The sequence below is a fragment of the Haloechinothrix aidingensis genome (assembly GCF_013450155.1).
Classification (GTDB): Bacteria; Actinomycetota; Actinomycetes; order Mycobacteriales; family Pseudonocardiaceae; genus Haloechinothrix; species Haloechinothrix aidingensis.
In genome coordinates, this window is sequence record NZ_JACCKD010000001.1 from 288,516 (window position 1) to 314,023 (window position 25,508).

Here is a 25,508-nt window from a genome sequence, read left to right on the forward strand (position 1 = left end):
GCCTGCGGCCGCTCATGCACGGTCGGCGCTGGGGTCGGTGCCTGCCGCGTCCACCTCGGGACGGAAACGGCGCAGCATGAGCACTACGGCGGCGGCAAGGAGCAGCTGGCTGCAGCCGGAGACGACGAACGTCATGCTCGGGCTGTCCAGCAGCTTGGTGAGAACACCACCGATCATCGCGCCAGCCGGGATGGAGCCCCACACCAGCGTGCGCCATACACCGATGATCCTGCCGAGCACGCCGTCGGGTACCAGTAGTGCGCGCAGTGTGGCCAGGATGACGTTGACCGTCACCACCGCGGCCGCGAACAGGCCGAACAGCATGGCCCCCACGACGGGGTCGCTCGTGAGGCCCATGGCGGCGAAACCGGTACCGGCGGCGGCGACACCACCGACGAGCACGGGTACGCGACGGAATCGCCGGATCATCCTCGGGGCGATCGCCGCTCCGCCGAGCCCACCGAGCCCACCGATGAAGGCGAACATCCCGAATGCGGCCTCGCTGAGCTCGAGGTCTTCCAGCGCGTACAGCACGAGCTGCGCCTGGGCGAGCTCGGCGAGCAGGTTCAGTGCCGTGGCGATGAGGACGAGCCGCAGCATCAAGGGGCTGCCCAACAGCCAGCGCATACCGTTGCCGAGCTCACTGCGCAGGCGAGCGCGGGGCCCGTCTTGCCCGGATCCGTCGTGCTGGTCCGCTCCGGCCGCGCGCTGCGGGTGGTAGGAACCGAGCAGTCCGAGCAGCAGCACAGCCGCGATGCCGTAGGCGATCGAGTTGAGCAGGAACGGGAAGGCAGCGAACAGCGCGAACGTCAGGCTGCCGACGGGTCCGCCGGCGAAGGTCTGCCCGACGATCTCCACGGACTGCAGCTTGCTGTTGGCGCCTTCCAGCTTCTTGCGGGGCACGACCGCGGGGATCAGCACGTTGCTCGCGGTGTCGGCTACGGTCTCGGCGGCGCCGATCAGCAGCGCGGCCGCGTACACCGTCCAGATGGAGATGGCGTCGACGTAGACGAACCCTGCCGTGAGCCCCACGACGAGCGCGCGGGTCACGTTGGCGATGATCATCGCCTTCTTGCGGTCGACCCGGTCGAGGACCGTGCCTGCGAGTACCCCGAACAGGAGCCACGGGAGGAACTGCGTGGCCGCCAGACCCGCGATGAGCAGGGGGTCGCGAGTGAGAGTGGCTGCCAGCAGCGGGAAGGCCACCTTGCCTATGCCGTCACCCAACTGGGAGAGCGTGCTCGAAGACAGCAGCCAGTTGAGCCGGTTGTCGCGCTTACCACTCATTGCCGTGTGGCCAGCCTGAAACGACAGGTCTGCCTCCCTCTCCAACAGTCAATCTCATCATCGTGTCACGACGAGGGGTGATTGTGCACCGTCGGAACGTAGCGACGCTAAGGCTTCACTAGAGGCGCCCGCACGGCCAAACGGGGACCTATCGTTCGTAGCTTTCCGTGGGGGAGCTCTCGCCGATCACCGGAGGGACGATGGGGTTGCCGGTGTCCGGGTCGCGCTCGATGTCCCCGTCGTGCGTGGTCTCGAAGAGATGCTCGTTCTTGAGGATCTCGGCCGCCCCGCGTTCGGTGCTGTCGTCCTTGCCTGCGCCACGGCCGGCCCCGCCACCAGCCATTCCTCCGGCGCGCGACCCGCCGGCGGCCTGCTGCGCGGCCGCGGCACCACCGCGGGTGACACCGTCGCCCCGGGCCGGTGCCCCCTGGCCGCTGGCCTGTCCTGCGGCGCGGCCGGACGCGCCGCTCCCGGGGCGACCCCCCGCGGTCTGCCCCCCGGAACCCCCCGAGACCCGTTGCCCCGCATAGCCACCGCGCGGGGTCCCGGCACGTGGCCCGCCTCGGGTGCGATCCCCGTCTCCGCCGCTGGTGCCCGCACCTCCGAGCGGCATACCCCCCATGGCACCCGGGCGTGCGGCCCCCGGTGCACCCGAGCCGGTACCGGCGCCCTGACCGGTACCGGAACCGGCGAGGTGGCTCGCGGCCGACTGCGCACCCGGGGCCGGTGCCGCACCTGCGCCGCCTGCCCCCGACGCGACACCCGCACCGGGCGCCGGCACGTTCCCACCGGCCGCGGTCGGCACGCCCCCGCCCGCGGTGCCGCCCGCGAAGCTGGAGTGGGTGGCTCCGTCCGTGCCTCCCGCCAGGTCCGGTGGGGCGGTGAAGGCCGGTTGTTGCGCCGCGGCCGCCTGGTACCCGCTGTCCAGCTCGTGCATCACCCGTGCCGCCTCGGCGTGCTTCTCCTGCGCCTCTTCCTGCTTGCGCTGCAGTTCCAGGTAGCGGGTCGCCGCGCCGACGGCGTCGCCCGCGCTCGCCTGCTCCCGCACCGCGGAGAGCTCCGCGCTCTGGTCGAATCCCGTCGGCTCCGGCATCGCGTTCTTCCCGGTTGATGCCGCCTCGGCCTCCTCGGCCAGCCGGTTGGACCCCAGATGTATGCCTTGCGCGGTTGTGTCGCTCCACGTCGCCGCGGAGCGGAAGAACCCGTGCGCGGCGTCGGCGGCCTCACCCTGCCACAGGCCCTGCTCGGCGTTGGCGGCGTCACTCAATGCTTGTGCGACGTCGCTGAGCCAGTTGCCGAACTCGTTTGCCACGCGCCCCTTCTCGTGTATGTCCTCCGGGGACATGTTGTGGTGCGCGAACTGGTACAGCTGCTCGTGGGAGTAGCCCTGGTAGTCCGACCCGGCGTACGGTGCGTCGTCCCGGGTGTCCTGGCCCTGCGCCAGGGACCGTTCCTGCTCGTCGCGGTACCGAGCGGCTTCCCGCTGCGCCAGGTGCTCGGCGATGACGGGGCCGCCGAAGGAGGGGCTTTCCTCCAGGGCTTCGTCGTGGGCCTGCTCCTGCACATCCGCCTCGTACTCGCGCGGACCCGGCTCCTGCTCACCCATCAGCACTCACCCCTACCGCGTCCCTTCGGGCAGCAACGGCTCGAGCCGTTCGGCCAGCTCCTCGACGAAGCCGCAGGCGTCGTCCGTGTCACCGTGCCGCATGTTCGCCCCGACGATCGCACGGGAGTCAGGCTCGATCTCCATGGAGACGTCGCAGCTGCGGCCGGCATCTAATGCGTCCCGAATTTGCACTGCTCGACGTTGATTAACCTCACCAGGAAAAATCTTGTCCGAGTCATAGGTGAACTCGTCGTATTGGTACTCGGCTTGGAGGTTGACACTGACTGAACCGAAGCCCTGTTTTGTTGATTGGCACGCATTCTTTCCGCCCGCGGAGGATTTCTCACCCGGTGGGAAGTCCTCGTCGTCGAGGATGTCGTCGAGCAGGTCGCAGGCTGCCAGATCGGTGAACGGGTCGTTCGGTTCGCCCGCATCGGAGGGCTGGTGCTGCTGGGTCGGGTCTGGCTGTGGGGTGCCCTCGCTGTGCTGGGTGCAGGCGGCAAGGGTCGACGAGAGCACGGTTGCTGTTACCAGTGACGCCAGTCGCGTCCACGTCCTTCGCATCAGCCCAGCCCCAGGTTCCGGAAGGCCATGCTGTGCGCTTCCTCGGTCTCGTCGTAGTTGCGGCGCGCGGACATCAGCGCCTCTCGGGCGTCCTCGAAGGCCGCCCTCATCTTTCGCAAGTTCGGGATCAGTGACTTCTCGTCCCCATCGATTACCCGCAGATTGTGCTCGGCGACGGTGTGGGCGAACGGGCTCGAACCGAGCTTTGCCCTCTGCGTTAGCTCGTAAAGGTTGCGCATCTGCTCGTGGTACCCATCCAGGAACAGGTCGATGGCCTTGAGGTAGTGCCGCATGCCTTCCTCGTTGATCGCGAACTGCCCACCGGCCGCCATCTCCTTCAGCCGGGTGGCGCCCGACTCGAAGCGTTCCACCTGTTCGCTGTCGGTGACATCGGTGGTGAACCCCGAGGTCAGGAAATCGGCACCCGCGCTACTGCCGGAAGCCGCGCTCCCGCTCCCGGCAAGCGACTCGTCGGCGAAGCTCGCCCCGTCCGCCATGAACCGTCACCTTCCCGGACACAACACGAACCGTGCCCCGGCCGGGTCGCTACGCTGCGCGACCAGCCGGGCAAACTCCGTCACTACTGTAATGGCTCCGGGGTGTCCCTTGGGAGGATTCGCCGAACTCGCCCGGTCAGCCCCAGCCCAGCTCGTGCAGGCGCTCGTCGTCGATGCCGAAGTGGTGCGCGATCTCGTGCACGACGGTGACGACGACCTCGCGGACGACCTCGTCCTCGGAGTCGCACATGGCGAGGATGGGGTCCCGGTAGATCGAGATCCGGTCCGGAAGGAACCCCCCGTAGTCGTGCATACGCTCGGTGAGCGCCACACCGTGGTACAGGCCGAGGATGTCCGGCTCCTCCTCGTTGCGCTCCTCCACGAGCACCACCACGTTGTCCATCGCCTCGGCGAACTCGCGCGGCACCCGGTCTAGCGCCTCGGACACCAGCTCCTCGAAGCGGCTTCGCGGCATGTCGACCGGCATGGGTGTTACCGGGCCATCGGCACGTAGCGGGCCGGCTGGTCACTCATCGCCGGACTCACCATCCTCATCGGACTCGTCGCCCTCGCTCTCCTCGCTGCTCTCGCTGTCCTCGGCGACGCTACCGGTTACCGGCGCCAGGCCGGAGCCGTCGTCGAGGACCGCCCCCACCTTGCAGTTGACCAGGTGCGATCCTACGTCCCAGCTTTCCTCCTCGCGGGTGTCCCAGGCGACGATCAGGTCGTTGTCCTCGAGATCCTTCCCGCCCGTGTAGTCGTCGGCCCGGTCGGCGCAGACGGTGTCGAGCCATTCCATCTGCTCGTCCTCGCTCGGGTACTCGTCGAACTCCTCGGACAGATCGACGACGGCGATCATCTCGTAGGCATGCTGCTCGGAGCAGTCGATCGGGTCACCCACGGCCTTGTCGTCGAGCGCGAGGCATGTCCCTTCTTCCCACACGTCGGACTGGTCCTGTGACGCGATGGACTCCGTCAGGTCCTGCAGCTCCCCGCCCGGGGCGGGCCGCCACAGGCCGCAGTGCACCTTCCGCTGACCGGCCTTCCAGTCGGCTTCGTTCGGGAAGATCGCGCTGACCTGGAACTTGCCGAACGGGTCCAGCCCGCTTTCCATGTACTCGTCCGCGGGCCCCGTGCATCGCTCGTCGACGATGTCCTGCCACTCCTCCAGATCGGGGGGTGGGCTCGACTTCGGGTAATCGGTCGATACGTCGATCACCGCGGTAACCTGGAACTGGTGGGGTTCGTCACACTGCACGGTTTCCATATCACGCGCGTCACCGGCCGACCACGCCACGCAGCTTCCCGGATGGGCGGAGAACTCCGCCGGGACGTGTGTGCCGTCTTCGTCAGGTTCGCCGCCCGCCCCGGGGTGGGGTTGATCGGGGGCCGGGGACTCGGGTTCGAAAGGCGCGCTGAACACGAAGGTCGAGGTCAGGGCAAGCATCGCCCCGAGAGTCGCGCCGACCATCAACAGCCGGGCGTACGTCAGCCGGTTCCGCGCCTGGAACCGATCGGTCCCGGTCCACATCGCTTCCATCATGCCTCACGCCTCGGTCATGCACCTGCACATGCGCGGATCGGACTCGGATGCGCGCACGGTGTGGTAGCTCCGGCATTCCCGCTAGCCTGAGGAAATGCGCTCAGTAAGAACTCCCGCCGCGCGGTTCGCCGACCTGCCCGACTTCTCGTACGCACCACGCTACGCGGGGGTCGCCGATGGCGAGGGTGGTTCGTTGCGCATCGCATATGTCGAGGCGGGTCCCGCGGACGGTCCGCCTGTCCTGCTGCTGCACGGTGAACCAACCTGGTCGTACCTGTACCGCAAGATGATCCCGATTCTCGCCGAGGCGGGCCTGCGGGTGATCGCTCCCGACCTGGTGGGTTTCGGTCGCTCGGACAAGCCGACCGAGGTGAGCGACCACAGCTATGCCCGGCACGTCGAGTGGGTGCGAGAGCTGATCTTCGACCACCTCGATCTCCGCCAGGTCACGCTGGTCGGGCAGGACTGGGGTGGGCTGATCGGGCTGCGCCTCGTCGCGGAGCACCCGGACCGGTTCGCTCGCGTCGTTGCGGCGAACACCGGCCTGCCCACCGGGGATCACGGCATGCCCGACGTCTGGTGGGCGTTCCGGGATGCCGTGGCCGGGGCCGAGACACTCGATATCGGCACGTTCGTGCAGTCCGGCTGCCAGACGGCACTTCCGGACGACGTGCGAGCGGCGTATGACGCCCCGTTCCCCGACGAGAGCTACAAGGCAGGCCCCCGTGCGATGCCGATGCTGGTGCCGACCAGCACCGACGACCCGGCTACGCAGGCCAATCGCGCCGCGTGGCGCACCCTGTCGCGCTGGCCGGGCCCGGTGCTCTGTGCTTTCTCCGACGGGGACCCGATCACCGGCGCGATGGCCCCCATACTGCGCCGCAAGCTCTCCGGTGCGGTCGGCCGCGAGCACCCCACCATCACCGGCGCCGGACACTTCCTCCAGGAGGACGCGGGTGAGCGCCTCGCCAAGTCGGTGGTGAATTTCGTGCGCGGGCGCTGACGGGTGGCATCGCGCACCTGCCTGTGACGGGGCCGACGGCCCGGGCGTATCCGGGCGGTACCGCCCGGATACGCTGCACACCGTGATCGATCCACGGATTCTGCGCGAGGAGCCGGAGACCGTGCGCGCCTCGCAGCGCGCGCGGGGTGAGGACGAGAGCATCGTCGACCAGCTGATCGAGCTGGACGAACGCAGGAGATCGGCGATCGCGCGCGCGGACTCGCTGCGTGCCGAGCAGAAGCAGCTCGGCAAGAGCATCGGCAAGGCCGACGGTGACGAACGCGAGACGCTGCTTGCGCAGGGCAAGGATCTGGCCGCTCAGGTCAAGAGCGCGGAGTCCGAGCAGTCGGCCGCCGAGGAGTCCTTCGGTGAGCTGCACGCCAAGCTGCCGAACGTGGTGCACCCGGAGGCACCGCCGGGCGGCGAGGACGACTTCGTGACGCTCAAGCATGCCGGGACCCCCCGCGAGTTCGACTTCACACCTGCCGACCATCTCGATCTCGGCGAGCGGCTGGGCGCGCTGTCCACAGAGCGGGGCGCGAAGGTGTCCGGCGCGCGCTTCTACTTCCTCACCGGCGTCGGCGCGCAGCTGCAACTGGCCCTGCTGAACCTCGCGGCGGCGCAGGCTGTCGAGAACGGCTTCCAGCTGATGATCCCGCCGGTGCTGGTGCGTCCGGAGATCATGGCCGGTACCGGCTTTCTCGGGGAGCACGCGAGCGAGGTGTACCGGCTGGAGCAGGACGACCTGTACCTGGTGGGTACCTCCGAGGTGTCACTGGCGGGCTACCACTCCGAGGAGATCATCGACCTGTCCGCGGGTCCTGTCCGGTACGCGGGCTGGTCGACGTGCTTCCGGCGGGAAGCCGGTTCCTACGGTAAGGACACCCGCGGCATCATCCGGGTGCACCAGTTCGACAAGGTCGAGATGTTCGTGTTCTGCCGTCCCGAGGAGGCCGAGGCCGAGCACGCCCGGTTGCTCGCCTGGGAGGAGGAGATGCTCGGCAAGGTCGAGCTGCCGTACCGCGTCATCGACGTGGCCGCGGGCGACCTGGGCACCTCGGCTGCCCGCAAGTACGACTGCGAGGCATGGGTGCCGACCCAAGGTGCTTACCGGGAGATGACGTCCACGTCGAACTGCACGACGTTCCAGGCGAGGCGGTTGAACACCCGCTACCGGGACGCGGACGGCAAGCCGCAGCTCGCCGCGACGTTGAACGGGACGCTGGCGACCACCCGGTGGATCGTCGCCATCCTGGAGAACCACCAGCAGGACGACGGGTCCGTACGCGTGCCCGCGGCGCTGCGCCCCTATCTCGGGGGTAAGGAACTTCTCCAGCCCGTCTCCTGAGAGCCTGCTCCGCCACTGGCCGCCGGGCGCACAGCCGGCTCGGAGACGCGGACCGGGCTATTGCTGTCACGCAACGGAGTGATGCTTTGACACTGCGGAGTGATAGCGCGCATACCGCCCGCGTTGGCCGCCTAACCTGGGGTGACGGGGAGCACGGGTCCGACGGTCAAGGGTATGGAGGCAGCGATGCGGCGACTGTCCGGTGTCACGGCAGCGGTGCTGAGCGTGGTGGCGCTCGGCATCCTCGGTTCGACGGCTCCTGCCGCGGCGTCCCCGGTGCCTGCAGCCTCCTCGGACGGCTCGTTGACGTGCGGCTACACGGTGAACTCCAAGGCGGGCACGGTCTCGGGCAGCTGCTCGGGCACCACCAGCGCCGGCTCGGCCAGCGGCTCGTTCACCGGACACCTGCGGCCGGGTGGCCTGGCCACCGGCAGCTTCACGCTGCGTACCCCGCTCGGCGAGCTCGACGGCACGTTCCGGGGATCGCCGTTCGGGCCAGGGCACGGCCCGCCGTCGAAGGCCACGGGTGAGTGGTCCGTTTCCGGCGGTACGACGCAGCTGTCCGGCACGTTCGTCGCCACGCTGCGCTGAGCGGCAGTGCGGTAGCGCCGCGCGTCACCGCGACGTGGCGAGCGAGTCGCAGACGTGCTCGGCGATCTGCAGCGCGCACGTCGCGGCCGGTGATGGCGCGTTGAGCACGTGCACCTGGTGCCGAGCGCGTTCGATCAGGAAGTCGTCGACGAGGGAGCCGTCCGGCAACAGCGCCTGCGCGCGGACACCGGATCCGAGTGGGACGATGTCTGCCGGTCGGATGGCAGGCACCAGTCGCGCGAGGCTCGCGGCGAACCGCCTGACGGACAGCGACCGGCGCACCTCGTCGAGCCCGGTCGGTAACGCGTACTGTCGCGCGAGCCGCCACAGCCCCGGGTAGCGGGCGATCTCGGCGAGGTCCCGCATCGAGACGTCCCGCCACCGGTAGCCCTCCCTGCGCAGCGCGAGCACCGCGTTGGGCCCGGCGTGCACGCTGCCGTCGAGCATGCGTGTCAGGTGTACACCCAGGAACGGCAGGCTCGGGTCGGGAACCGGGTAGATGAGCCCGCGCACCAGGTTCCGCCGCTGCGGCCGCAGCTCGTAGTACTCGCCGCGGAACGGCACGATCCGCGCGCTCGGTGTCACGCCCGCGAGCCGCGCCACCCGGTCGGCATGCAGGCCGGCACAGTTGACCAGCCCGTCGGCGCGCAGCGTCCCGGATGCGGTCGTTACCTCCACGCCGCCGGATGCGCGGCTGTGGATACCCAGCACCCGCGTGTCGAGCCGCAGGTCGGCACCGCCATCGATCAGCTCGGCGACCATGGCCCGGCAGACGGCGGCGAAGTCGATGATCGCCGTCGACTCCACCCGCAGGGCTCGCAGGCAGGACACCTCCGGCTCGTAGTCCCGTGCGCGCTCCGGTCCGATGACACTGGCAGGCACCCCGTTGGCGTGCGCGCGCTCGGCAAGCACCCGCAGGGCGTCCAGCTCACGCTCGGAGGTCGCGACCACCAGCTTGCCGCAGACCTCGACGGGAACCCCGTGCTCGCGGGCGTAGGCGATGATCGACCGGTTTCCTGCCACCGACATGCGGGCCTTGAACGATCCGGGTCTGTAGTACAGGCCCGCGTGCACGACGTTGGAGTTGTGGCCGGTCTGATGCGCCGCCCAGTGTGGTTCCTTCTCCAGCACGGTGACGTGTGTTCCGCGCCGGGTCAGCTCGCGCGCCACGGAGAGCCCGAGAATGCCGCCACCGATCACCACAACACTCCGCACAGCCAGCAGGGTAACGAACCGTGTCGCACTGGACCCCGAGAGTGAGTTACTCCGGATGGCCGAATACGCTGTGACCGACCCACCCGCGGTGGGCCGATGCGACAGGAGGGCCATGTCGGATCCTGCTCCGCACGTCGGCGGCGAGACGCCGATCGCGCTCGGCCGGCCCACGGTCGGGGATGCCGAGCTGGCTGCGGTCGCCGAGGTGTTCCGCTCCGGATGGCTCGCGGGGGCGGGACCGGCCTGCGAGCGGTTCGAGGAGCGGTTCGCGCGTACCAGCGGTGTACGGCACGCGCTGGCCACGAGCAGCTGCGGGGCGGCGCTGCAGCTGGGCCTGCGGGTACTCGGCGTCGAACCGGGGGACGAGGTCGTCGTCGCCGACTACACGTTCCCGGCCACGGGCCACGCGGTCGTGCGAGCGGGCGCGACCCCGGTGTTCGCCGATGTACGCGCCGACACCGCCACCGTCGACCCCGCCGCGGTGGACGCGGCGCTGACCCGGCGCACGGTGGGCATCCTCGCGGTGGACGTGGCAGGCCAGCCCGCCGACTACGACGATCTCGCGGCGATCGCCCGGCGGCACGGGCTGTGGCTGTTCGAGGACGCAGCCTGCGCGGCGGGGGCGACGTACCGCTCGCGCCCCGCGGGCAGCCTCGCCGATCTCGCGGCGTTCTCCTTCCACGGGCGCAAGGGCATCACGGCGGGAGAGGGCGGGGCACTGGTGTCCGACCGGTCCGAGCTGATCGAGCACGCGCGCAAGCTGCACACCTACGGCATCAGCCCGGCGACCGTCAGGGAGGGCCGGGCCGAGCTCGCGGTGCCGTGCTTCGACGAGGTCGGCGACAACCACCGGTTGTCCGACGTGCAGGCGGCGATCATGCTCGCGCAGCTGGACAGGCTGCCGGAGCTGCTGGCGGCGCGCAGGCGGGTCGCGGAACGTTACCGCGCGGCGTTCGGCGGGCTGGACGGTGTCGCTTCCGCGGTGGAGCTGCCGGACCGTACGCACGCGTGGCAGGCCTACCACCTCACCGTTACCGGTGACCTCGATCGCGACCGCGTCGCATCCCGGTTGCGGGAACGCGGGATCGGCTGCGGGTTCGGCACGTACGCGTCCCACCTGCAACCGGCCTACGGCCGGCAACCGCACCTGCCGGTATCGGCCGAGCAGTTCGCCACCCGGCTGTCGCTGCCCATGCACGCCAACCTGACCGACCGCGAGGTGCATCGCGTGATCGACACGGTGCGCGATGCCGTGCGTGCGAGCGCCTGATCGGCGTGGAAGGAGATTGACCGAGAACATGTCCGAGAAGAGGGTCTTCTTCGCAGGTGGTGCGGGGTTCATCGCCTCGCACACGATCCCGATCCTGCTCGAGCGCGGGTACTCGATCCGGATCTTCGACAACATGCGGCGCGGTGACCGCGCGCGGACCGAGCGGTTCGTCGCCGAGTCCGGTGGCCGGGTCGAGCTGGTGGAGAAGGACGTGACCAACGGTGGACCGGTGCGGGAACACATGGCCGGATGCACCCACGTGATCCATTTCCCGACGATGTCGATCAACAAGTCGGTCGCCGACCCGCACGAGTCCGTGTACCTCAACATGATCGGAAGCAACAACGTCTTCGCCGCCGCTGCCGACGAGGGGGTGCGGCGGCTGGTGTTCGCCTCGACGGCCTCGGTGTACGGCAACCCGGCGAAACTGCCGATGCACGAGGACGACGAGCTCGCCCCGCTGACGCCCTACTGCATCAGCAAGCGGGCCTGCGAGGACCTCCTCGGGTTCTACCAGCGGGAGAAGGGCCTGTCGTGGCACGCGCTGCGGTTCTTCAACGTCTACGGGCCTGGTCAGCGGGTCGAGGCGTACTACACCTCGGTGATCAACCACTTCCTGCAGCGCCTGCGCGCGGGCGAGCCTCCGGTCATCGACGGCAAGGGCGAGCAGTCGATGGACTTCGTGCACGTGCACGACATCGCGCGGGCCGTCGTCGCCGCGTTGGAGAGCGAGCGGGGCTGCGCGCCGATCAACATCGGTACCGGAATCGACACGTCCGTCGCGACCCTTGCCACGTTGCTGATCGACGCGGTCGGTGCCGATGTCGAGCCGCGGTTCAACCCGCGTGACGTGCTGGTCGCCCGGCGAGCAGCGGACATCGGCCGGGCGCGCGAGATGCTCGGCTGGGAGCCGACGATCACGGTCGAGCGGGGCATGGCCGAGCTGGTCGCCGCTACCGAGCCCGTGGCGGTGGGCAGTGTGTGAGGCGTGTGACCCGGCCACGCGGGACGGGTTCTCCGCGGCGTTCCACGCCGCGCACGGCATCCCGCCGAACCCGTACAACGCGCACGCGCGGATCACCGGTGAACCGGTGATCGGTGAGGGCACCTGGATCGGGGCGTTCACGGTCCTCGACGGCGGTGGTGGGTTGCTGCGCATCGGGGACGGCTGCGACATCGCGGCCGGCGCGCAGATCTACACGCACAGCTCGATGAGGCGGTGCGTGTCGGGCCGGGCCTACGGCGCCGTGGACAGGGAAGCGGTCAGTATCGGGAACCACGTGTTCGTCGGGCCGCACGTCACGATCATGCCCGGGGTGTCGGTGGGGGACTCGGCCGCGATCCTCGCGGGCTCGGTGGTCACACGGGACGTGGCCGCGAGGTCGCTCGTCGCGGGTGTGCCTGCCAGGCCGATCGGGCACCTGGATATCGACGGCGCCGAGGTGCGGGTGGTCTACCACCGGGCCGAGCAGGACCCGGGCACGGCGGTGTGACGGGGATGCGGATCGCGGTCGTCAACAACTTCTACCCACCTCGCGTGGGCGGCAGCGCGCACCTGTCCGAGTCGCTGGCCAAGGGCTATGCCGCCCGCGGGCACGAGGTGCTGGTGATCACGGCGGCGCACGCCGGGGCCCCGGCGCTCGAGGATGTGGACGGCATCCGGGTGGTGCGGCTGCCTGCGGTGACCCTTCCCCGGACCAGGCTCGCGGTGAATTTCGACATCGCCTTCTGCGCGCGACCGTCGCTGCCCCGCCGGGTCGGCGAGCTACTGGACGCGTTCCGCCCGGACGTCCTGCACCAGCACGGCCAGTTCTTCGACCTGACCTGGGCCACCGGCCTGTGGGCGCGGGACAACGGGGTCCCGGCCATGCTCAGCGTGCACACCAGGCTGGAGAGCCCGAGCAGGGCCTACCAGGCGGCGTTCACCTTGCTCGACAGGTTCGTGGTCGCGCCGTTCATGCGCCGGTACAAGCCGACCTTCGTGGTGATGGACGTGCAGATGCGTGACTACATCGCCGAGAAGTACCGGGGTGGGATATCGGGAACGGTGCACACCCCGGTCGGTATCGAACCCGCACGCGTCCGGGGCGGGGACGGCCGCCTGGTGCGGGAGCGGCACGGGATCGGGGACGCGCCGATGATCCTGTCGACCGGACACGTGATCTCGCTGCGCGACCGGTTGACCCTCGTGGAGGCGATGCCTGCGGTGCTGGCGGCGCTGCCGGACGCGCGGCTCGTCGTGGTGGGCGGCATCTACTACGACGCGTTCCTGCGGCGCGCCCGCGAGCTCGGGGTGGAGCACGCGATACTCGCGACGGGGTCGGTACCGAGAACGGATATCCCGCACTACCTGGCCGCCGCCGACATCGAGTGCCACGACCTGCGTGGCTACGGGTTCGGCACGGCCAGCCTGGAGTGCATGGCCGCGGGCCTGCCGGTGGTCTCCGCCGTGCGGGAGGACAACTTCGGCGACATCAAGCTCATCGACAGGGGCAACGTGCACCTGGTGCCGGAGGAGGACCCGGTCGCGCTGGCCCGCAGGCTGGTGGATGCACTGCGTGACCCGGAGGAGGCGCGGGCCATCGCCAGGGCCGGTGCCGAGCTGGTCGACGAGAACTTCTCCATGGAGGCGGTGCTCGACAAGCACCTCGACGCGCTCCACCGGCTGACCGGCCAGAGCTAAGGTGTGTCTCCCGATCCCCGCGCAGCAGGTACGCGGGATCGGGAGACACACCCCAGGGCACCCACGGGCCATCGCGTCCCTACAGGCAGTCCTCGATGGACCCGTCCCCGTCCGGGTCGTCGGCGTCCTCGTCCATCGGTGGCAGCGGGATGTGCGAGGTACCCGCCTCCAGCGACGGCCCCGGCAGGTTCAGGTCGCCCCCGTCCAGCGCGTACAGCCCGATGGTGACGTCGGTGAACGTCAGCCACGGGAAGCTGGCCGGTGGCGGGTTCTCCGGCGAGTAGTCCACCTCGTAGGTGAGCAACCCGTCGGTGAGCTTCCCCTTCAGGCGCCGCAGGTACAGCGTGGTGCGCTCGCCCAGGTCGGTGTCGACCTCCACGAGCGGGCCCTCGATCCGCGTTGCCGGACCGTCCGGCAACGACAGCGTCACGTCATCGAGATCCACACTGCTCGCCTCGAACTTGAGCGCGGGAACGAGCCCGTCCACGGTGGGGACCTCGACGACGCCGTCGTAGCACAGCCCGGACAGCGTCAGCTCCGAGGCCAGGATCGTGGTGGGGGTCTCCGGAACCACCGGTGCCGAACTGTCCTGCGCCATGAGGCGTTGCTGCACGGCGGGCGCCTGCCCGGGCAGCAACGTGGTGAGGACCACGCCGATGAACGCTGCCGCGAGCAGGCGCCCGCCGCCTGCCCGTGCCGTGCTCACGCCGCCGGTGACATCTCGGTTTCGGTGGTCGTGCCCGCCGGAGCCGGTTCGGCGACCGCGGGCACCTCACGGTCCGCACGAGCCGCCGCCCGGCCGGGCACCCACGAGAGCGCGAGCGTGGCCGAGAGCAACCCGCAGACCAGCCCGATCCCGAAGCCACCGAAATTGGCGGTGACCAGGGACGTCAGCGAGGCGACCATGGTCAGCACACCGCACGGGATACGCAGCTGCGGCCGCACCCACAGGGCGACAGCGCAGCAGGCGATCACGGTGCTGAGCACGATCGAGGACACCCCGCCGACGGTGGCGATCGTGAGCATCACATCGCCGATGTTCACCGACAGCACCGGCGGCCCGAAGATGGCGATGGCGGCGAGGATGCCGAACACGCCCGCCCAGAACGGGCGGCTGCGCCGCCAGTCCCGGAAGCCGCGCCAGGCGCGAACAAGCCTGTGAGCCATGGTCTCCTCCTTCACTCCCCTCGAGCGGCTCAGCCGCAGGTGTTGTTGGTTCCCTGGCGCGCGGACAGGTCCAAGCCGTGTGCCGTCAGCGTGCCCGCGGTGATCGCCCAGGAGTCGCCGTCGAGGTCGGTGGCCGACAACCCCGCGGCGTCGAGCCCGGCACTGCCCGGCTGGCCGGTCGCCCCGTCCGGACCGCTGGTGACCTGGGAGGCGTCGATGCCGAGGCGAGCGTCTTCGAGCGTCAGGCTGCTCGCCTGCAGGTCGCTGACATCGATGATCAGGTTGTCACCGTCGACACCGCCCGGGATGTCCAGCTTGACCGACACGGCGTCCAGCAGCGGCAGGTCGTTGACCACGAAGGCGGTGCAGAAGCTGTCGATCTGCGTGCTGCGCAGGCCCATGGTCGCCGCGGCCTTGGCCCCGTCGCTGCTGTCGACCTCGCTGCCGTAGAGCACGAGGCCGTTGCCGCTGAGGCTGTCAGCGTTGATCTTGAAGGTTGTCCCGGCCACGGCGAACGATGCCGCCATGGCGCCCTGTGTCATGGCGGTTACCAGCAGGCCGGCCGCCACCCCACCCACGCCGAACACCGCGACGAACCGGCGCCACCTGGTGTGCCCGGAGCCACGGCGGCGCTCACGCCGGTCGCGGAGCCGGTCGCGGATGCGGGACACGGGGCCCCGAAGGAAGTGCTGCTTTGTACTCACTGACTCCACCCTCCGTGTGAATGTACACAACCGATCATGCGCGTTCCGTGACATGGATTACGCACGGCTCGCAATTCTTGCGAAACGACGCCGGGGTAAGGCCACACGATCGGATGCATTGTTACCGCAGAGTTATAGCGCACAATCTAGAACTTGTTGCTGAATGTCATTCATGTCATGAATATTCTTCGTGTGATCATGGAATACTCGAAATATTTTCCTGTCCGCTCGTGTGATCCTCAGCACCCTGCTTGGGTGAGGACGTTCGAGACCACGAGGTGTGACGGCAAAATCGAGTTACGTTCCGTGTCCGGATCTCCTGAGCCTTCGACGAGGTCCAGGAAGCGGTCGAGCTGGGAAGCCAGCGGCTCGCGGACGGTCAGTAGCTCGGGAATCTCGATCACGGTTTGCTGGCGGTAGCCGCGGCCCCCGTCCGACACTCCCTCGTGGGAGACGTGGCGGTAGATGGTGACGTCCCTGCGCAGCAGGTCGATCTCGATCAAGCGGTCCAGCTCCGACACCGTCAGGGTGCGGATCTTGCGCTGCCCGATCCGGGACGCGGACACCGACGCGAGCCCCCTGTCGAACGACAGCAGGGCCTCGAGCGTGTCCTCGGCGCCCGCCAGGGACTGCGGGTGGAAGTAGCCCGCCGCGGCCGTCGTGTCGCGCGGTGTCGTCCCGCCGAACAGCTGGATGGCCAGATCCACATCGTGCACCAGCAGATCCCAGGCGACCCCGGTCCTGATCCGCGCGGCGTACGGTCCGTGCCGCGCGCTGCGAACATGAACGGGCTCGCCGAGCAGCGCGCGAGCGGTCAGCACCGCCGGGTTGTACCGTTCGAGCAGCCCGCACATCAGCGGTACTTCCCGTGCGGCTGATACGTCGAGGATGTTCCTGACCTCCGTGAGGTCGTTCGCCACGGGCTTCTCGATGAGTAGTGGTTTGCCCTCGTGCAGCACGTCCAGTGCCAGCTCGTGGTGCATCTCCGTCGGTGCCGAGAGCACAACTGCATCCACATCGGACAACGAGTCGATCTCGGGTGTCCAGTCCACAGAGAACCGTGTCGCGACATCCCGCCCAGCTTCGGCGCGCGGGTCGATCACCCGGACCAGCTCGGCACGCTCGCTCTGCGAGATCACGCGCGCGTGCAACGCACCCATGGAGCCGGTGCCGACGAGCGCCAGCCTGTGCGTCATGCGTGGAGGGCCTCTCGTACCACGGCGACGATCGTATCCAGTTGCTCGCCGGTGAGGGCGGCGTGCACGGGCAGGGAGAGCACCTCCCGCGCCGCCCTGGCCGCGACGGGCACGTCCTCGGGTGACGTGGGGGCGACGAGCGGGTGACCGGTGTAGCAGTCGTAGTCGAAGACCACGCGCGGGTAGTACACGCCGGTGCCGATACCGCGCCCGGCCAGGGCGGCGGCCAGCTCGTCCCTGGACAGGGCCGCGCCGGGTCCGACCCGCACGGTGTACTGGTGCCAGACGTGCGTACGCCCCGGCCGCTCCTCCGGTACCGACAAACCCGGTATGCCCGCCAGCCCCTCGGACAGCCACCCCGCGTTGCGCCGCCGGGCCTCGGTCATCTCGGACAGCCGCGCGAGCTGCGGAATGCCGAGCGCGGCATGCAGGTCGGTCATCCGGTAGTTGTGCCCAGGCATCTCGTAGGAGTACCGGCTGCGCATGCCGTGGTTGCGGAGCATCCGCAACCGGTCGGCGAGCGCGTCGTCCTCGGTGGTGATCATCCCACCTTCGGCCGTGGTGACGTTCTTGGTGGCATACAGGGAGAAACAGCCGAGCCCGTACGAGCCTGCCTGCCTGCCCGCGAACGTCGCCCCGACCGCTTGGGCCGCGTCCTCCACGACGTGCAGGTCGTACTCGCGTGCGATCGCTGCCAGCTCGTCCATGCGCGCCATCTGCCCGTACAGGTGCACCGGCAGCAGCGCGCGGGTACGACCGGTGACGGCCGCGGCGGCGCGTTCCGGGTCGAGGGTGAGGTCCGCGGCGTCGACGTCGGCGAACCGTACGGTCGCCCCGGCCTGGATCGCCGCGTTGAGCGTGGCGACGAAGGTGAACGGGGATGTCACGACCTCGTCGCCGGGGCGCAGGTCGAGCGCCTGGAGGGAGGCGGCGAGCGCGGTCGTCCCGCTGTTGACGGCAACGGCGTGCCTGGTTCCCGCGATCTCCGCGAAACCCTGCTCGAGGCGCCGTACCATCGGCCCCTGTACCAGAGCCCCGGACCGGATGACCTCGGTGACCAGCGGTTCCGCGTCACTGACGTCCACGGCGGTTATCGGGATCATCCGTTCTCGCTCTCTCAAGCTGGGCGTAGGGCCGTGCGGAGAGGCCGGGTGCGGTCCGGTTCGCGATGGCAGCCGATGACACGGACGCGAGTCACGATACCGTGCCGGTACGCGCGCGCCGGGAACCCGCGTCGCGGCGCACGTCCGTCGCGGGTGGTGAGTGCCGGGTGATGCTTCCCCTGTTCCCGGCGTATGCCCCGACCGAGGAACGAGACCCCTTGTGCAGAGACGGATCCGACCGCCGTGTCCAATCACATCCATGACACCGCTGTGATCGCCGACGGCGTGGAGCTCGGCGACGGCAACGTCGTCGGCCCCTACGCCGTCCTCCTGGGTCCCGCGGTGATCGGCGATCACAACTGGATCGGCCCGCACGTGACGATCGGAGCCCCCGCCTCGGACGCGGCGGCGCCACACCCCCGGGTCTGGGAACACGGCCCGGCGGGCGATCCGGAGCTCGACGGGTACGGCGTCGCCATCGGCGACGGCAACCGGATCCGGGAGTATGCCAGCGTGCACCAGGGCACCTGGCGCACGACCCGGCTGGGCAGCGAGGGGTATTACCTGCGCGGGGTACACGTCGCGCACGACTGCGTGGTCGGGGACGGTGTGGTGCTGGGGTCGAACACCGTGCTGGGTGGTCACTGCGAGGTGTGGTCGGAAGCCAACCTGGGCCTGGGCGTGCTGGCGCACCAGCGCGCCCGTGTTGGCCCCGGTGCGATGGTGGGTATGGGCGCGGTCGTGTTGCGCGAGGTCGGGCCGTTCGCGGTAAGCGCGGGTGTACCCGCCCGCTTCACCGGCATCAATACCGTCGGGCTGACGCGGGCCGGGCTCGGTGAGGAGGAGATCGCCACGCTGCGGCCGTACCTGCTCGGCGAGCGCGCGCTACCGGACGGGGGTGTGCCCGCCGGGGTGGCGGCGCGGCTGACCGCGTGGGACTCCCGCACGGAGCGGGGGCAGCGATGAGCCCGGCCGTGCCGCGAGCAAGCTCCGCCGCGGAGATGGAGGTCGAGCGGCCCCGGCAGGGCGGCTCGCGCGGGGCGCGCGTCGTCAACGCGCTGCGCTCGCTCGCGGTGGTCGTGGTCGTCGCCTTCGCCTGCTACTACCTGACCCGTAACTGGGGCGAGTTCTGGGCGACGATCTCCGGCATCGCGTGGCAGTCCTCCGCACTCTCGCTGCTGGTGCTGTGCATGGCCATCGCGGTCACCACCTACGGCTGGCGGGTCATCGTCGACGACATCGGTCCGCCGGTCGGTTACCGGAAGGCCGCCCAGGTCTTCCTTGTCGGTCAGCTTGGCAAGTACGCGCCGGGTTCGGTGTGGCTGTACCTGCTGCAGATGGAGCTGGGCAAGAAGGCCGGTCTGTCCCGCGCCAGGGTCTTCACCGCCGCGCTGGTGCACACGGGTATCGGGCTCGTGATCGGGATGCTGGTCGGGGTGGTCGCGCTGCCGGTCATCTTCGACTCCAGCCCCGCCGCCCGGTGGGTGCTGGTGCTGCTGCCCGTAGGCCTGGTCGCGATGCACCCCGGGATCCTGACCTGGATGACCTCGCTGGTGTTACGGGTGCTGCGCAAGCGCGGGTTGGATCACCGGCTGCGGATGCCGACCATAGGCAGGATCATCGGTGCCTCGGGGGTGGCCAAGCTCCTGCAGGGGCTGCACCTGTGGCTGCTGGCGAACTCGGTCGGCACGCCCGGCTTGCTGGGGTTGCTGCTGTGCGCGGGCGCCATGTCGCTGGGCATGGCGGCGGGCACGGCCGCGCCGGTCTTCCCGGCGGGGGTGGGTGCGCGCGAGGGAGTCATCGTGGCGGTCCTCGTGGTCAGCGGTATCGGCGCGGCGCAGGCCGCGGCGTTCGCGGCGGCGTCGCGGGTGATGTTCATCCTCGCCGACCTGGTCACCGCGGCGGGCTCGGCCGCGCTCGCCCGGACCGCGTACCGGCCGGGACGGGAGCGGGCCGGTCGGCCGCGGTAGTGATCTCGTAGATCGCGGCGGCCTCGTTGCGGAACGCCCGCTCGAGGAACGGCAGCGTGTCCAGCTCGGTGAGGCCGGGTTGGCGATGATCGCCAGGTGGCAGCGCGAGGTGCCCGTGGGTGCCGACGATGACCCACCGGACACCGAGCTCGCGTACGGCCCGGCGCACGCGCGGGTCGGTCTCGTAGTCGCGGAAGTGCTCGGCGAGCAGCCGCGCCCTCGGTGGCTGCAGGGAGTCGTCGAAGTGCCCCGCGACCGTACGGACCCCGGTGAAGGCGTAGGTCCACACCGTGCCGTCATGCCGGTTGTTCAGTGCCCACTCGCCGGGCTCCGCGAGCTCACCGAGCTTGCGCATGGCCTCGACCTCGGCGGCGCTGACCGTCATGTTCACCGGGTTCTCCGGCGGCGGGTTGCCGTAACGCGGCCCGATCAGCGCGGCGTTGGAGTGCGCGTACAGGCCATGGGTGAGCACGGCGAACCCGCACAGCAGCGCGGCGCCGAGCGTGCCGGAGCGGGTGGTGCGCGTCCCGGCGAACGAGCGCGCGCTCGCGTCCCGCAGCACGGCCTGCAGCTCGGCGAGCCCGTGTGCGGCGAGCACCGTCATCGGTATCGCCGCGATGGCCATGAACCGGAAGGGGTCGTTCCACCATGGCCGGGTCAGCTCGAGAACCAGCGGATGGTCCGAGGTGGCCACCACGAGCCAGGCGAGCCCGGTCAGCAGGGCCGCACCCCCGATCCAGCGCAGGTTGTGCAGCCGGAGGAGGAACACCAGGCCTGCGAGCAGTGCGGCGGACAGCCACACCTGCGCCGTGCCGTCGGAGTGCGGGGACGGGATCAGCTGGAACGTCAGCAGCGCACCGACCGCGCCGCTGAAGTCGAACGGAGCGGGCCACCCCTCGTAGGGGAAGCCGCTCTCCGTGCGCAGGACGGCGGCCACCAGGTGCGGAGCGGTCAGTAGGCCCCCTGCGAGGGCGGCCCCGAGGATCGCGGCGCACTCCGTGCCCACCGAGCGTGCGCGCGCCCGGGCGGGGAGTGCCCCCGACCGCACGTGACTCCCGCCTGCCCGCGCGATGCGGAACCAGCGCTGCGCCAGCATCGGGGCCGCGAACAGCATCGCCGCGAGCAGCGTCCCCGGATGGATCACCAGGAGGCCGCAGGCGACCAGCGCGGTGACCAGTCCGGTGTCCCAGCGCACGCGTTCGACGAACCGGTGGAGCGCGACCACCGCGACGGGGGTGAGCGACAGGCCGAGGAGGAACGGGAGCAGCGGGCCGCGAGCCATGGACACGTACAGCAGCGTCGCCGGGGCGACCGAGATCACCGCGACCATCCCGGCCAGCGTCGCGCGGCCGTGGAACGACCGCACCAGGGTCGCCAGGGACAGCGCGAGCAGGGCGGGCAGCAGGACCGTGTTGGCGTTGAGTACCCCCGGTACGGCCACCCCGGTGATCGGATGGGCGAGCGTGTAGGCCAGCGCGCCGATCAGGTGATAGGCGTGCGGGTAGAACAGCTCGTTCGCGTCGCCGAACCGGTTGACCGTGGTCATGCCGGTCGCGCTGCCGTCATGGGTGTCGTGGATGTAGCGGATGCCGTTTGCGTGGAAGGCCGCGTCGTAGCCCTGCGAGACGGCCGTCAACGAGCCGAGCCCGTGCAGCACGGTGCAGACCCCGACCACCGCTGCCGCGACGACACACGCCAGGACGGCGAGATGGGCGGTACGGCTCCAGTCCGGGCCGCGCGCCCCGGTGAACGGGTGCCGGTTCTCTCGCCGGGCCGCCCGCCGGTCGCTCAGCCGCCGCGCCGACGCCGCGAGCGTGACGGCGACCGCGGTCGCGGCGAGGAAGCTCGCCGCGGTGAACCCAAGGCCGGCCACCGCCAGCCACGGTCCGCCGAGTCCCGCCACGGCGAAGGTCAGTAGCGGTGCCGTCCCGGCGAGGACCCAGCCGCGTAGCCCTGCGGCCCACCCGGTGGCCAGCCCGGGCGCGACCATCAGCACCAGGTAGATCGCGATGGTGCCTGCCGTTGCGGTCGCGGTCATGGTGAGCGGCACGGAGTTGCTTCCTCGGCTACGCGCTGGGTGAGGGCGCCTGCCGGATGAGCCGAACGCCAGTAGGGCTGCTCCGGTGGACGCAGTGATGCTACTCCATATCGAGCAGTGCCCGATGATCTGACTCGCGCACGCGCGGTCCGGGTGGAGTGCGCCGCCCCGCTTACCTACGGTCCCGTAACCTCACGAACCTACGCTCGCGTAACCTGGTGCCATGGCAGAACTCGTGTACCCACCGGTGGTGGCGGCGTGCAAGACGATGTTCCGGGTGCTTGACCTGAAGACACGCCTTGTGGACACCGAGCACATCCCGCGTACCGGGGGCGCGGTCATCGCGTGCAATCACGTGAGCTACCTGGACTTCATCTTCTGCGGGCTGGGCGCGCTACCCGCCGACCGGTACGTCCGGTTCATGGCCAAGCAGCAGATCTTCGAGCACCGCATCGCCGGTCCACTGATGCGCGGCATGCACCACATCCCCGTGGACCGGGAGGCGGGCCAGGCCTCCTACGACGAGGCCGTGGACCGGCTGCGCGCCGGCCAGGTGGTCGGGGTCTTCCCTGAGGCGACGATCAGTCGCTCCTTCACCGTCAAGGGCCTCAAGACCGGCGCCGTACGCATGGCAGCCGACGCCGGAGTGCCGCTCGTACCGATGGCGCTGTGGGGCACGCAGCGGCTGTGGACGAAGGGCAGGCCACGCAAGCTGGCGCAGCGGCACGTGCCGGTGGAGATACATGTCGGGGCGGCGAGCTATCCGGACCAGGGTGACGACGTGGCCAAGGACACGGCTGACCTGCGGGTTCGTATGCAATCACTACTGGACGAGGCGCAGCGCGCCTACCCGGACGCCCCCGGCGAGGGGGAGGAACCGTGGTGGCTTCCCGCGCATCTCGGCGGCGCCGCCCCACTGCCGGAGTCGGGCACGCCCTAGAACCAGCGTTCGAGTACCTGGGCGACACCGTCCTCGGTATTCGGCGCGGTGATCTCGTCGGCAACGGCATGCACGTGCGGGTGGGCGTTCGCCACGGCCACGCCGTGCCCGGCCCACTCCAGCATCGCGATGTCGTTGGGCATGTCGCCGAACGCGAGCACGCCGGCGGGGTCGATGTCGTACCAGCTCGCGACCTCGGCCAGGCCGCTTGCCTTGGTGACCGCGACGGCAGAGATCTCGATGAGCCCGGCGTTGCTCGAGTAGGTGACCGCGACGGCATCGTCGAGCACGGCTCGCGCGGCCTCGGCCATCTCGTCCGAGGTCATTCGCTCGTCACTGGCGAGTAGCTTGATCGCCGGGTGACCGAGCACCTCGCCCCGTGTCACGAACGTTCCGCCGGTGTCGTCGCCCCAGGGGTTGTGGAACTCGCTCTCGATGACCACCTGGGACACGCTGGTGTCGTAGGCGCCTGCGCCCGCTCGCTCGGCACCGAAACGGGCGCGGGGCAGGACCTGTGCGAGGGCGTCGGCGACATCGTGGAGCAGTACGGGGTCGAGGCCACGCGTGCGCAGAACCCGGTCGGCGCCGATGTCGTAGAGCACGGCGCCGTTGGCGCAGACGGCGTAGCCGGTTACCCCGCCGGGTCCGGCGATCGCGGGGATCCACCGCGGTGGGCGCCCGCTGACCAGCACGAACGGGACGTCCTCCTGGTGGACGTTGCGCAGCGCGGCCTTCGTACGGGGGGTGAACGTCTGCAGCGGCGTGATCAGGGTGCCGTCCACGTCGGAGGCGATCAGCTGGGGTCGGTGCACAGTGTGTGGCCCTCGCGGGTGACTCGTGGGACTCTCCGGATGTTCACGGTACCGCCGGTTGGGGGCCGCATCGGGTGCTGTGGCGAACGTCGCAGCTCAGAGCGTCGATCTCGGGTAACGGCGAGGCGGGGGTCACCCTGATGAGGCAGAGACGATACTGTGCCAGCCGTGCGGGCCGGCATTGTGATCTTGACTGAGGACAGGTGGTGGTCTGGCGAGCCCAAATGGCGAGCAGCCGAAGAGTTGGGTTTCGACCACGCCTGGACCTATGACCATCTCGGGTGGCGTTCGCTCGTCGACGGGCCGTGGTTCTCCGCGATCCCCACCCTGACAGCAGCGGCGATGGTCACCGAGCAGATCGAGCTCGGCACGTTCGTCGCCTCGCCCAACTTCCGGCATCCGGTCCCGTTCGCCCGGGAGCTGATGACCCTGGACGACATCTGCGACGGGCGGCTGCTGTGCGGCGTCGGCGCCGGTGGCCAGGGTTACGACCGGGCCGTGTTCGGGGAGAGCGAGATGCCACCCGCTCAGCGGGTGGACCGATTCACCGAGTTCGTTGAAGCGCTCGACGGCCTGCTGACGCGGGACGGATTCGACTACTCGGGCGAGTACTACACCGCTGTGGGGGCCAGGAACCTGCCGGGATGCGTGCGGCATCCGAGAGTTCCATTCGTGGTCGCCGCGAACAACCCGCGCTCGTTGCGCCTGGCCGCCCGGTTCGGAGGGGGGTGGGTCACCACGGGGCATCCCAGCGAAGACCTGGACGGTTGGTGGCGCGGAGTCGCCGACATCGCAGGCGAGTTCAACCGTGCCGCCGAGCAGGTCGACAGGGATCCGGGAGAGGTTCGTCGCTATCTGAGCCTTGACGCGGCTCCCGTGTATTCGCTTACCTGTGTGGATACGTTCACGGAGGCTGCAGAGAAAGCACACAAGCTGGGGTTTACCGATGTCGTCGTGCATTGGCCGCGGTCCGCCGAGCCGTACGCTGGGCGGGAAGCGGTCCTCGAGCGCGTCGCCGACGAAGTACTCGAGGAGGTCCGGGATCTGTGAATGAAGCGACAATCGCCAAGGACAGCGACATGCGTGCACCTGTATCCGGCACTGTAGATCGAGCCGACGGGGCGCAGTTGCGATGGTGGCGAGTCGGTCACGGCGAGCCGGTGGTGCTTGTGCACGGCTCGTTCGACGATCATCAGAGCTGGTCTCCGCTGGTATCGCAGCTTTCCGGGCGCGCCGACCTGACCAGCTACGACCGGCGTGGACACAGCGCCAGCAGCGAACCACGCGGCCAGGGAAGTATCCGGGCGGACGCCGAGGACCTTCTCGCCGTGCTGGATACCGTGGTCGGTGGGCCCGCGCACCTGGTGGGGCATTCGTACGGAGCATCGGTGGTCTTGCTGGCCGCGGTGTTGCGCAGGGATGCGGTACGCAGTGTGGCGGCCTACGAGCCGCCGTTGTACGGGCTGCTGGACCACAACCCGGTGGCGAAGGTGTTCGGCGCGGAGACCGGGGTGTGGATGGCACACGCCGCTGAGCTGATCCGCTCGGGCAACCCGGGCCAGGGGGCGCGGGTGTACGTGGAGAAGGTCGGTATCGGCAAGGGCAGCTGGGAAGGCCTGTTCACCAGGGAGCAGCGCATGACCATGGTGTCCAACGCCTACACCTGGCTGGACCAGTACAACGACCCCAGCGGGCGGTCGGTGGATATCGGGACGCTCTCCTGGGCGCGCTTCCCGATTACGCTGGTCGCCGGCGAGCGCAGCTGGGAGCTGAACAAGCTGGTGATCTCGGAGCTCGCGGAGCGGCTGCCGCTGGCCCGCAACGTCACGCTGCCCGGCGCGGGGCACGCGGGGCACCTCACCCATCCGGCCGAGCTCGCGGCGGCCCTCGCTCCTCAGCTCCGCGCCTGATGCCCTCGGTGGCCACCGGCAGTGGATTCCGCGGGGCCCCTGCGGGCCGTGCGGGGACCGG

Annotated in this window: 26 protein-coding genes; 12 read left to right on the plus strand and 14 right to left on the minus strand. The window is 69.8% G+C overall.

Going from position 1 to position 25,508, the window contains the following annotated elements:
- Positions 1–12 precede the first annotated feature (12 nt).
- The 6 genes from H0B56_RS01385 to H0B56_RS01410 all read right to left on the minus strand — a co-directional run bounded on the left by H0B56_RS01385 (position 13) and on the right by H0B56_RS01410 (position 5,485).
- The gene (locus H0B56_RS01385) at positions 13–1,287 is read right to left on the minus strand and encodes an MFS transporter (protein ID WP_180891087.1); all 1,275 of its coding nucleotides are present in this window, start codon (positions 1,285–1,287) and stop codon (positions 13–15) included.
- A 148-nt stretch (positions 1,288–1,435) separates the two neighbouring features.
- Entirely contained in the window at positions 1,436–2,893 is a 1,458-nt protein-coding gene (locus H0B56_RS01390) for a hypothetical protein (RefSeq protein ID WP_180891088.1), read from the minus strand.
- A 12-nt stretch (positions 2,894–2,905) separates the two neighbouring features.
- Positions 2,906–3,412: a DUF3558 family protein gene (locus tag H0B56_RS01395; protein WP_180891089.1), complete on the minus strand. Its 507-nt coding sequence runs from the start codon at positions 3,410–3,412 to the stop codon at positions 2,906–2,908.
- A 44-nt stretch (positions 3,413–3,456) separates the two neighbouring features.
- A complete protein-coding gene (locus H0B56_RS01400; RefSeq protein WP_180891090.1) occupies positions 3,457–3,954 on the minus strand; it encodes a hypothetical protein in 498 nt (165 codons plus the stop codon).
- Positions 3,955–4,090: 136 nt separating this feature from the next.
- Entirely contained in the window at positions 4,091–4,441 is a 351-nt protein-coding gene (locus tag H0B56_RS01405; RefSeq protein WP_180891091.1) for a metallopeptidase family protein, read from the minus strand.
- 39 nt (positions 4,442–4,480) lie between these two features.
- Positions 4,481–5,485 carry a septum formation family protein gene (locus H0B56_RS01410; protein WP_180891092.1) on the minus strand — a complete coding sequence of 335 codons (1,005 nt, stop codon included), beginning with the start codon at positions 5,483–5,485 and terminating at the stop codon, positions 4,481–4,483.
- A gap of 106 nt (positions 5,486–5,591) precedes the next feature.
- Between H0B56_RS01410 and H0B56_RS01415 the strand changes: the two genes are divergently transcribed.
- The 3 genes from H0B56_RS01415 (at position 5,592) to H0B56_RS01425 (ending at position 8,439) form a co-directional block, all read left to right on the plus strand.
- Positions 5,592–6,500, plus strand: a complete 909-nt coding sequence (locus tag H0B56_RS01415) for a haloalkane dehalogenase (RefSeq protein WP_180891093.1) — start codon at positions 5,592–5,594, stop codon at positions 6,498–6,500.
- Between the two features lie 82 nt (positions 6,501–6,582).
- Positions 6,583–7,848 (plus strand): serine--tRNA ligase, encoded by a 1,266-nt coding sequence (gene serS / locus H0B56_RS01420; protein WP_180891094.1) that lies wholly within the window; start codon positions 6,583–6,585, stop codon positions 7,846–7,848.
- 186 nt (positions 7,849–8,034) lie between these two features.
- A complete protein-coding gene (locus H0B56_RS01425) occupies positions 8,035–8,439 on the plus strand; it encodes a hypothetical protein (RefSeq protein WP_180891095.1) in 405 nt (134 codons plus the stop codon).
- Between the two features lie 24 nt (positions 8,440–8,463).
- Here H0B56_RS01425 and lhgO read toward each other — a convergent pair whose 3' ends face one another.
- Positions 8,464–9,654 carry an L-2-hydroxyglutarate oxidase gene (gene lhgO / locus H0B56_RS01430; RefSeq protein WP_180891096.1) on the minus strand — a complete coding sequence of 397 codons (1,191 nt, stop codon included), beginning with the start codon at positions 9,652–9,654 and terminating at the stop codon, positions 8,464–8,466.
- 112 nt (positions 9,655–9,766) lie between these two features.
- Between lhgO and H0B56_RS01435 the strand changes: the two genes are divergently transcribed.
- The 4 genes from H0B56_RS01435 to H0B56_RS01450 are packed head-to-tail and all read left to right on the plus strand — an operon-like array spanning position 9,767 to position 13,607.
- On the plus strand, positions 9,767–10,924 hold the full coding sequence (locus tag H0B56_RS01435) for a DegT/DnrJ/EryC1/StrS family aminotransferase (RefSeq protein ID WP_180891097.1): 1,158 nt from the start codon (positions 9,767–9,769) through the stop codon (positions 10,922–10,924).
- 28 nt (positions 10,925–10,952) lie between these two features.
- The gene (locus H0B56_RS01440) at positions 10,953–11,909 is read left to right on the plus strand and encodes an NAD-dependent epimerase/dehydratase family protein (protein ID WP_180891098.1); all 957 of its coding nucleotides are present in this window, start codon (positions 10,953–10,955) and stop codon (positions 11,907–11,909) included.
- A complete protein-coding gene (locus H0B56_RS23380; protein ID WP_219632080.1) occupies positions 11,902–12,417 on the plus strand; it encodes an acyltransferase in 516 nt (171 codons plus the stop codon). The genes H0B56_RS01440 and H0B56_RS23380 overlap by 8 nt, the downstream gene beginning before the upstream one ends.
- A 5-nt stretch (positions 12,418–12,422) precedes the next feature.
- The gene (locus tag H0B56_RS01450) at positions 12,423–13,607 is read left to right on the plus strand and encodes a glycosyltransferase family 4 protein (RefSeq protein ID WP_180891099.1); all 1,185 of its coding nucleotides are present in this window, start codon (positions 12,423–12,425) and stop codon (positions 13,605–13,607) included.
- 79 nt (positions 13,608–13,686) lie between these two features.
- Here H0B56_RS01450 and H0B56_RS01455 read toward each other — a convergent pair whose 3' ends face one another.
- From H0B56_RS01455 to H0B56_RS01475, 5 genes are all read right to left on the minus strand, one after another.
- Entirely contained in the window at positions 13,687–14,313 is a 627-nt protein-coding gene (locus H0B56_RS01455) for a hypothetical protein (protein WP_180891100.1), read from the minus strand.
- Positions 14,310–14,774 carry a DUF6114 domain-containing protein gene (locus H0B56_RS01460; protein ID WP_180891101.1) on the minus strand — a complete coding sequence of 155 codons (465 nt, stop codon included), beginning with the start codon at positions 14,772–14,774 and terminating at the stop codon, positions 14,310–14,312. The genes H0B56_RS01455 and H0B56_RS01460 overlap by 4 nt, the downstream gene beginning before the upstream one ends.
- A 29-nt stretch (positions 14,775–14,803) precedes the next feature.
- Entirely contained in the window at positions 14,804–15,478 is a 675-nt protein-coding gene (locus H0B56_RS01465) for a DUF6230 family protein (RefSeq protein WP_180891102.1), read from the minus strand.
- A gap of 239 nt (positions 15,479–15,717) precedes the next feature.
- Positions 15,718–16,674, minus strand: a complete 957-nt coding sequence (locus tag H0B56_RS01470) for a Gfo/Idh/MocA family protein (protein ID WP_180891103.1) — start codon at positions 16,672–16,674, stop codon at positions 15,718–15,720.
- A complete protein-coding gene (locus H0B56_RS01475) occupies positions 16,671–17,777 on the minus strand; it encodes a DegT/DnrJ/EryC1/StrS family aminotransferase (RefSeq protein WP_180891104.1) in 1,107 nt (368 codons plus the stop codon). Before H0B56_RS01475 ends, H0B56_RS01470 begins: the two co-directional genes overlap by 4 nt.
- Positions 17,778–18,020: 243 nt before the next feature.
- On the opposite strand from H0B56_RS01475, the gene H0B56_RS01480 reads away from it, so the two are divergent.
- Both H0B56_RS01480 and H0B56_RS01485 read left to right on the plus strand, forming a co-directional pair.
- Positions 18,021–18,743, plus strand: coding sequence for an acyl-ACP--UDP-N-acetylglucosamine O-acyltransferase family protein (locus H0B56_RS01480; protein ID WP_180891105.1), 723 nt, complete (start codon positions 18,021–18,023; stop codon positions 18,741–18,743).
- A gap of 8 nt (positions 18,744–18,751) precedes the next feature.
- A complete protein-coding gene (locus H0B56_RS01485; protein WP_343063708.1) occupies positions 18,752–19,747 on the plus strand; it encodes a lysylphosphatidylglycerol synthase domain-containing protein in 996 nt (331 codons plus the stop codon).
- On the opposite strand, the gene H0B56_RS01490 is transcribed toward H0B56_RS01485, so the two are convergent.
- Positions 19,671–21,797 carry a DUF6541 family protein gene (locus tag H0B56_RS01490; RefSeq protein WP_180891106.1) on the minus strand — a complete coding sequence of 709 codons (2,127 nt, stop codon included), beginning with the start codon at positions 21,795–21,797 and terminating at the stop codon, positions 19,671–19,673. The genes H0B56_RS01485 and H0B56_RS01490 overlap by 77 nt on opposite strands.
- Positions 21,798–22,008: 211 nt before the next feature.
- On the opposite strand from H0B56_RS01490, the gene H0B56_RS01495 reads away from it, so the two are divergent.
- On the plus strand, positions 22,009–22,725 hold the full coding sequence (locus tag H0B56_RS01495) for a lysophospholipid acyltransferase family protein (protein WP_180891107.1): 717 nt from the start codon (positions 22,009–22,011) through the stop codon (positions 22,723–22,725).
- On the opposite strand, the gene H0B56_RS01500 is transcribed toward H0B56_RS01495, so the two are convergent.
- The gene (locus tag H0B56_RS01500) at positions 22,722–23,537 is read right to left on the minus strand and encodes an HAD hydrolase family protein (protein WP_180891108.1); all 816 of its coding nucleotides are present in this window, start codon (positions 23,535–23,537) and stop codon (positions 22,722–22,724) included. The genes H0B56_RS01495 and H0B56_RS01500 overlap by 4 nt on opposite strands.
- A gap of 183 nt (positions 23,538–23,720) precedes the next feature.
- Between H0B56_RS01500 and H0B56_RS01505 the strand changes: the two genes are divergently transcribed.
- Together H0B56_RS01505 and H0B56_RS01510 are read left to right on the plus strand one after the other, a co-directional pair.
- Entirely contained in the window at positions 23,721–24,587 is an 867-nt protein-coding gene (locus tag H0B56_RS01505; protein WP_180891639.1) for an LLM class flavin-dependent oxidoreductase, read from the plus strand.
- The gene (locus tag H0B56_RS01510; RefSeq protein WP_180891109.1) at positions 24,584–25,447 is read left to right on the plus strand and encodes an alpha/beta fold hydrolase; all 864 of its coding nucleotides are present in this window, start codon (positions 24,584–24,586) and stop codon (positions 25,445–25,447) included. The genes H0B56_RS01505 and H0B56_RS01510 overlap by 4 nt, the downstream gene beginning before the upstream one ends.
- Positions 25,448–25,508: the final 61 nt, after the last annotated feature.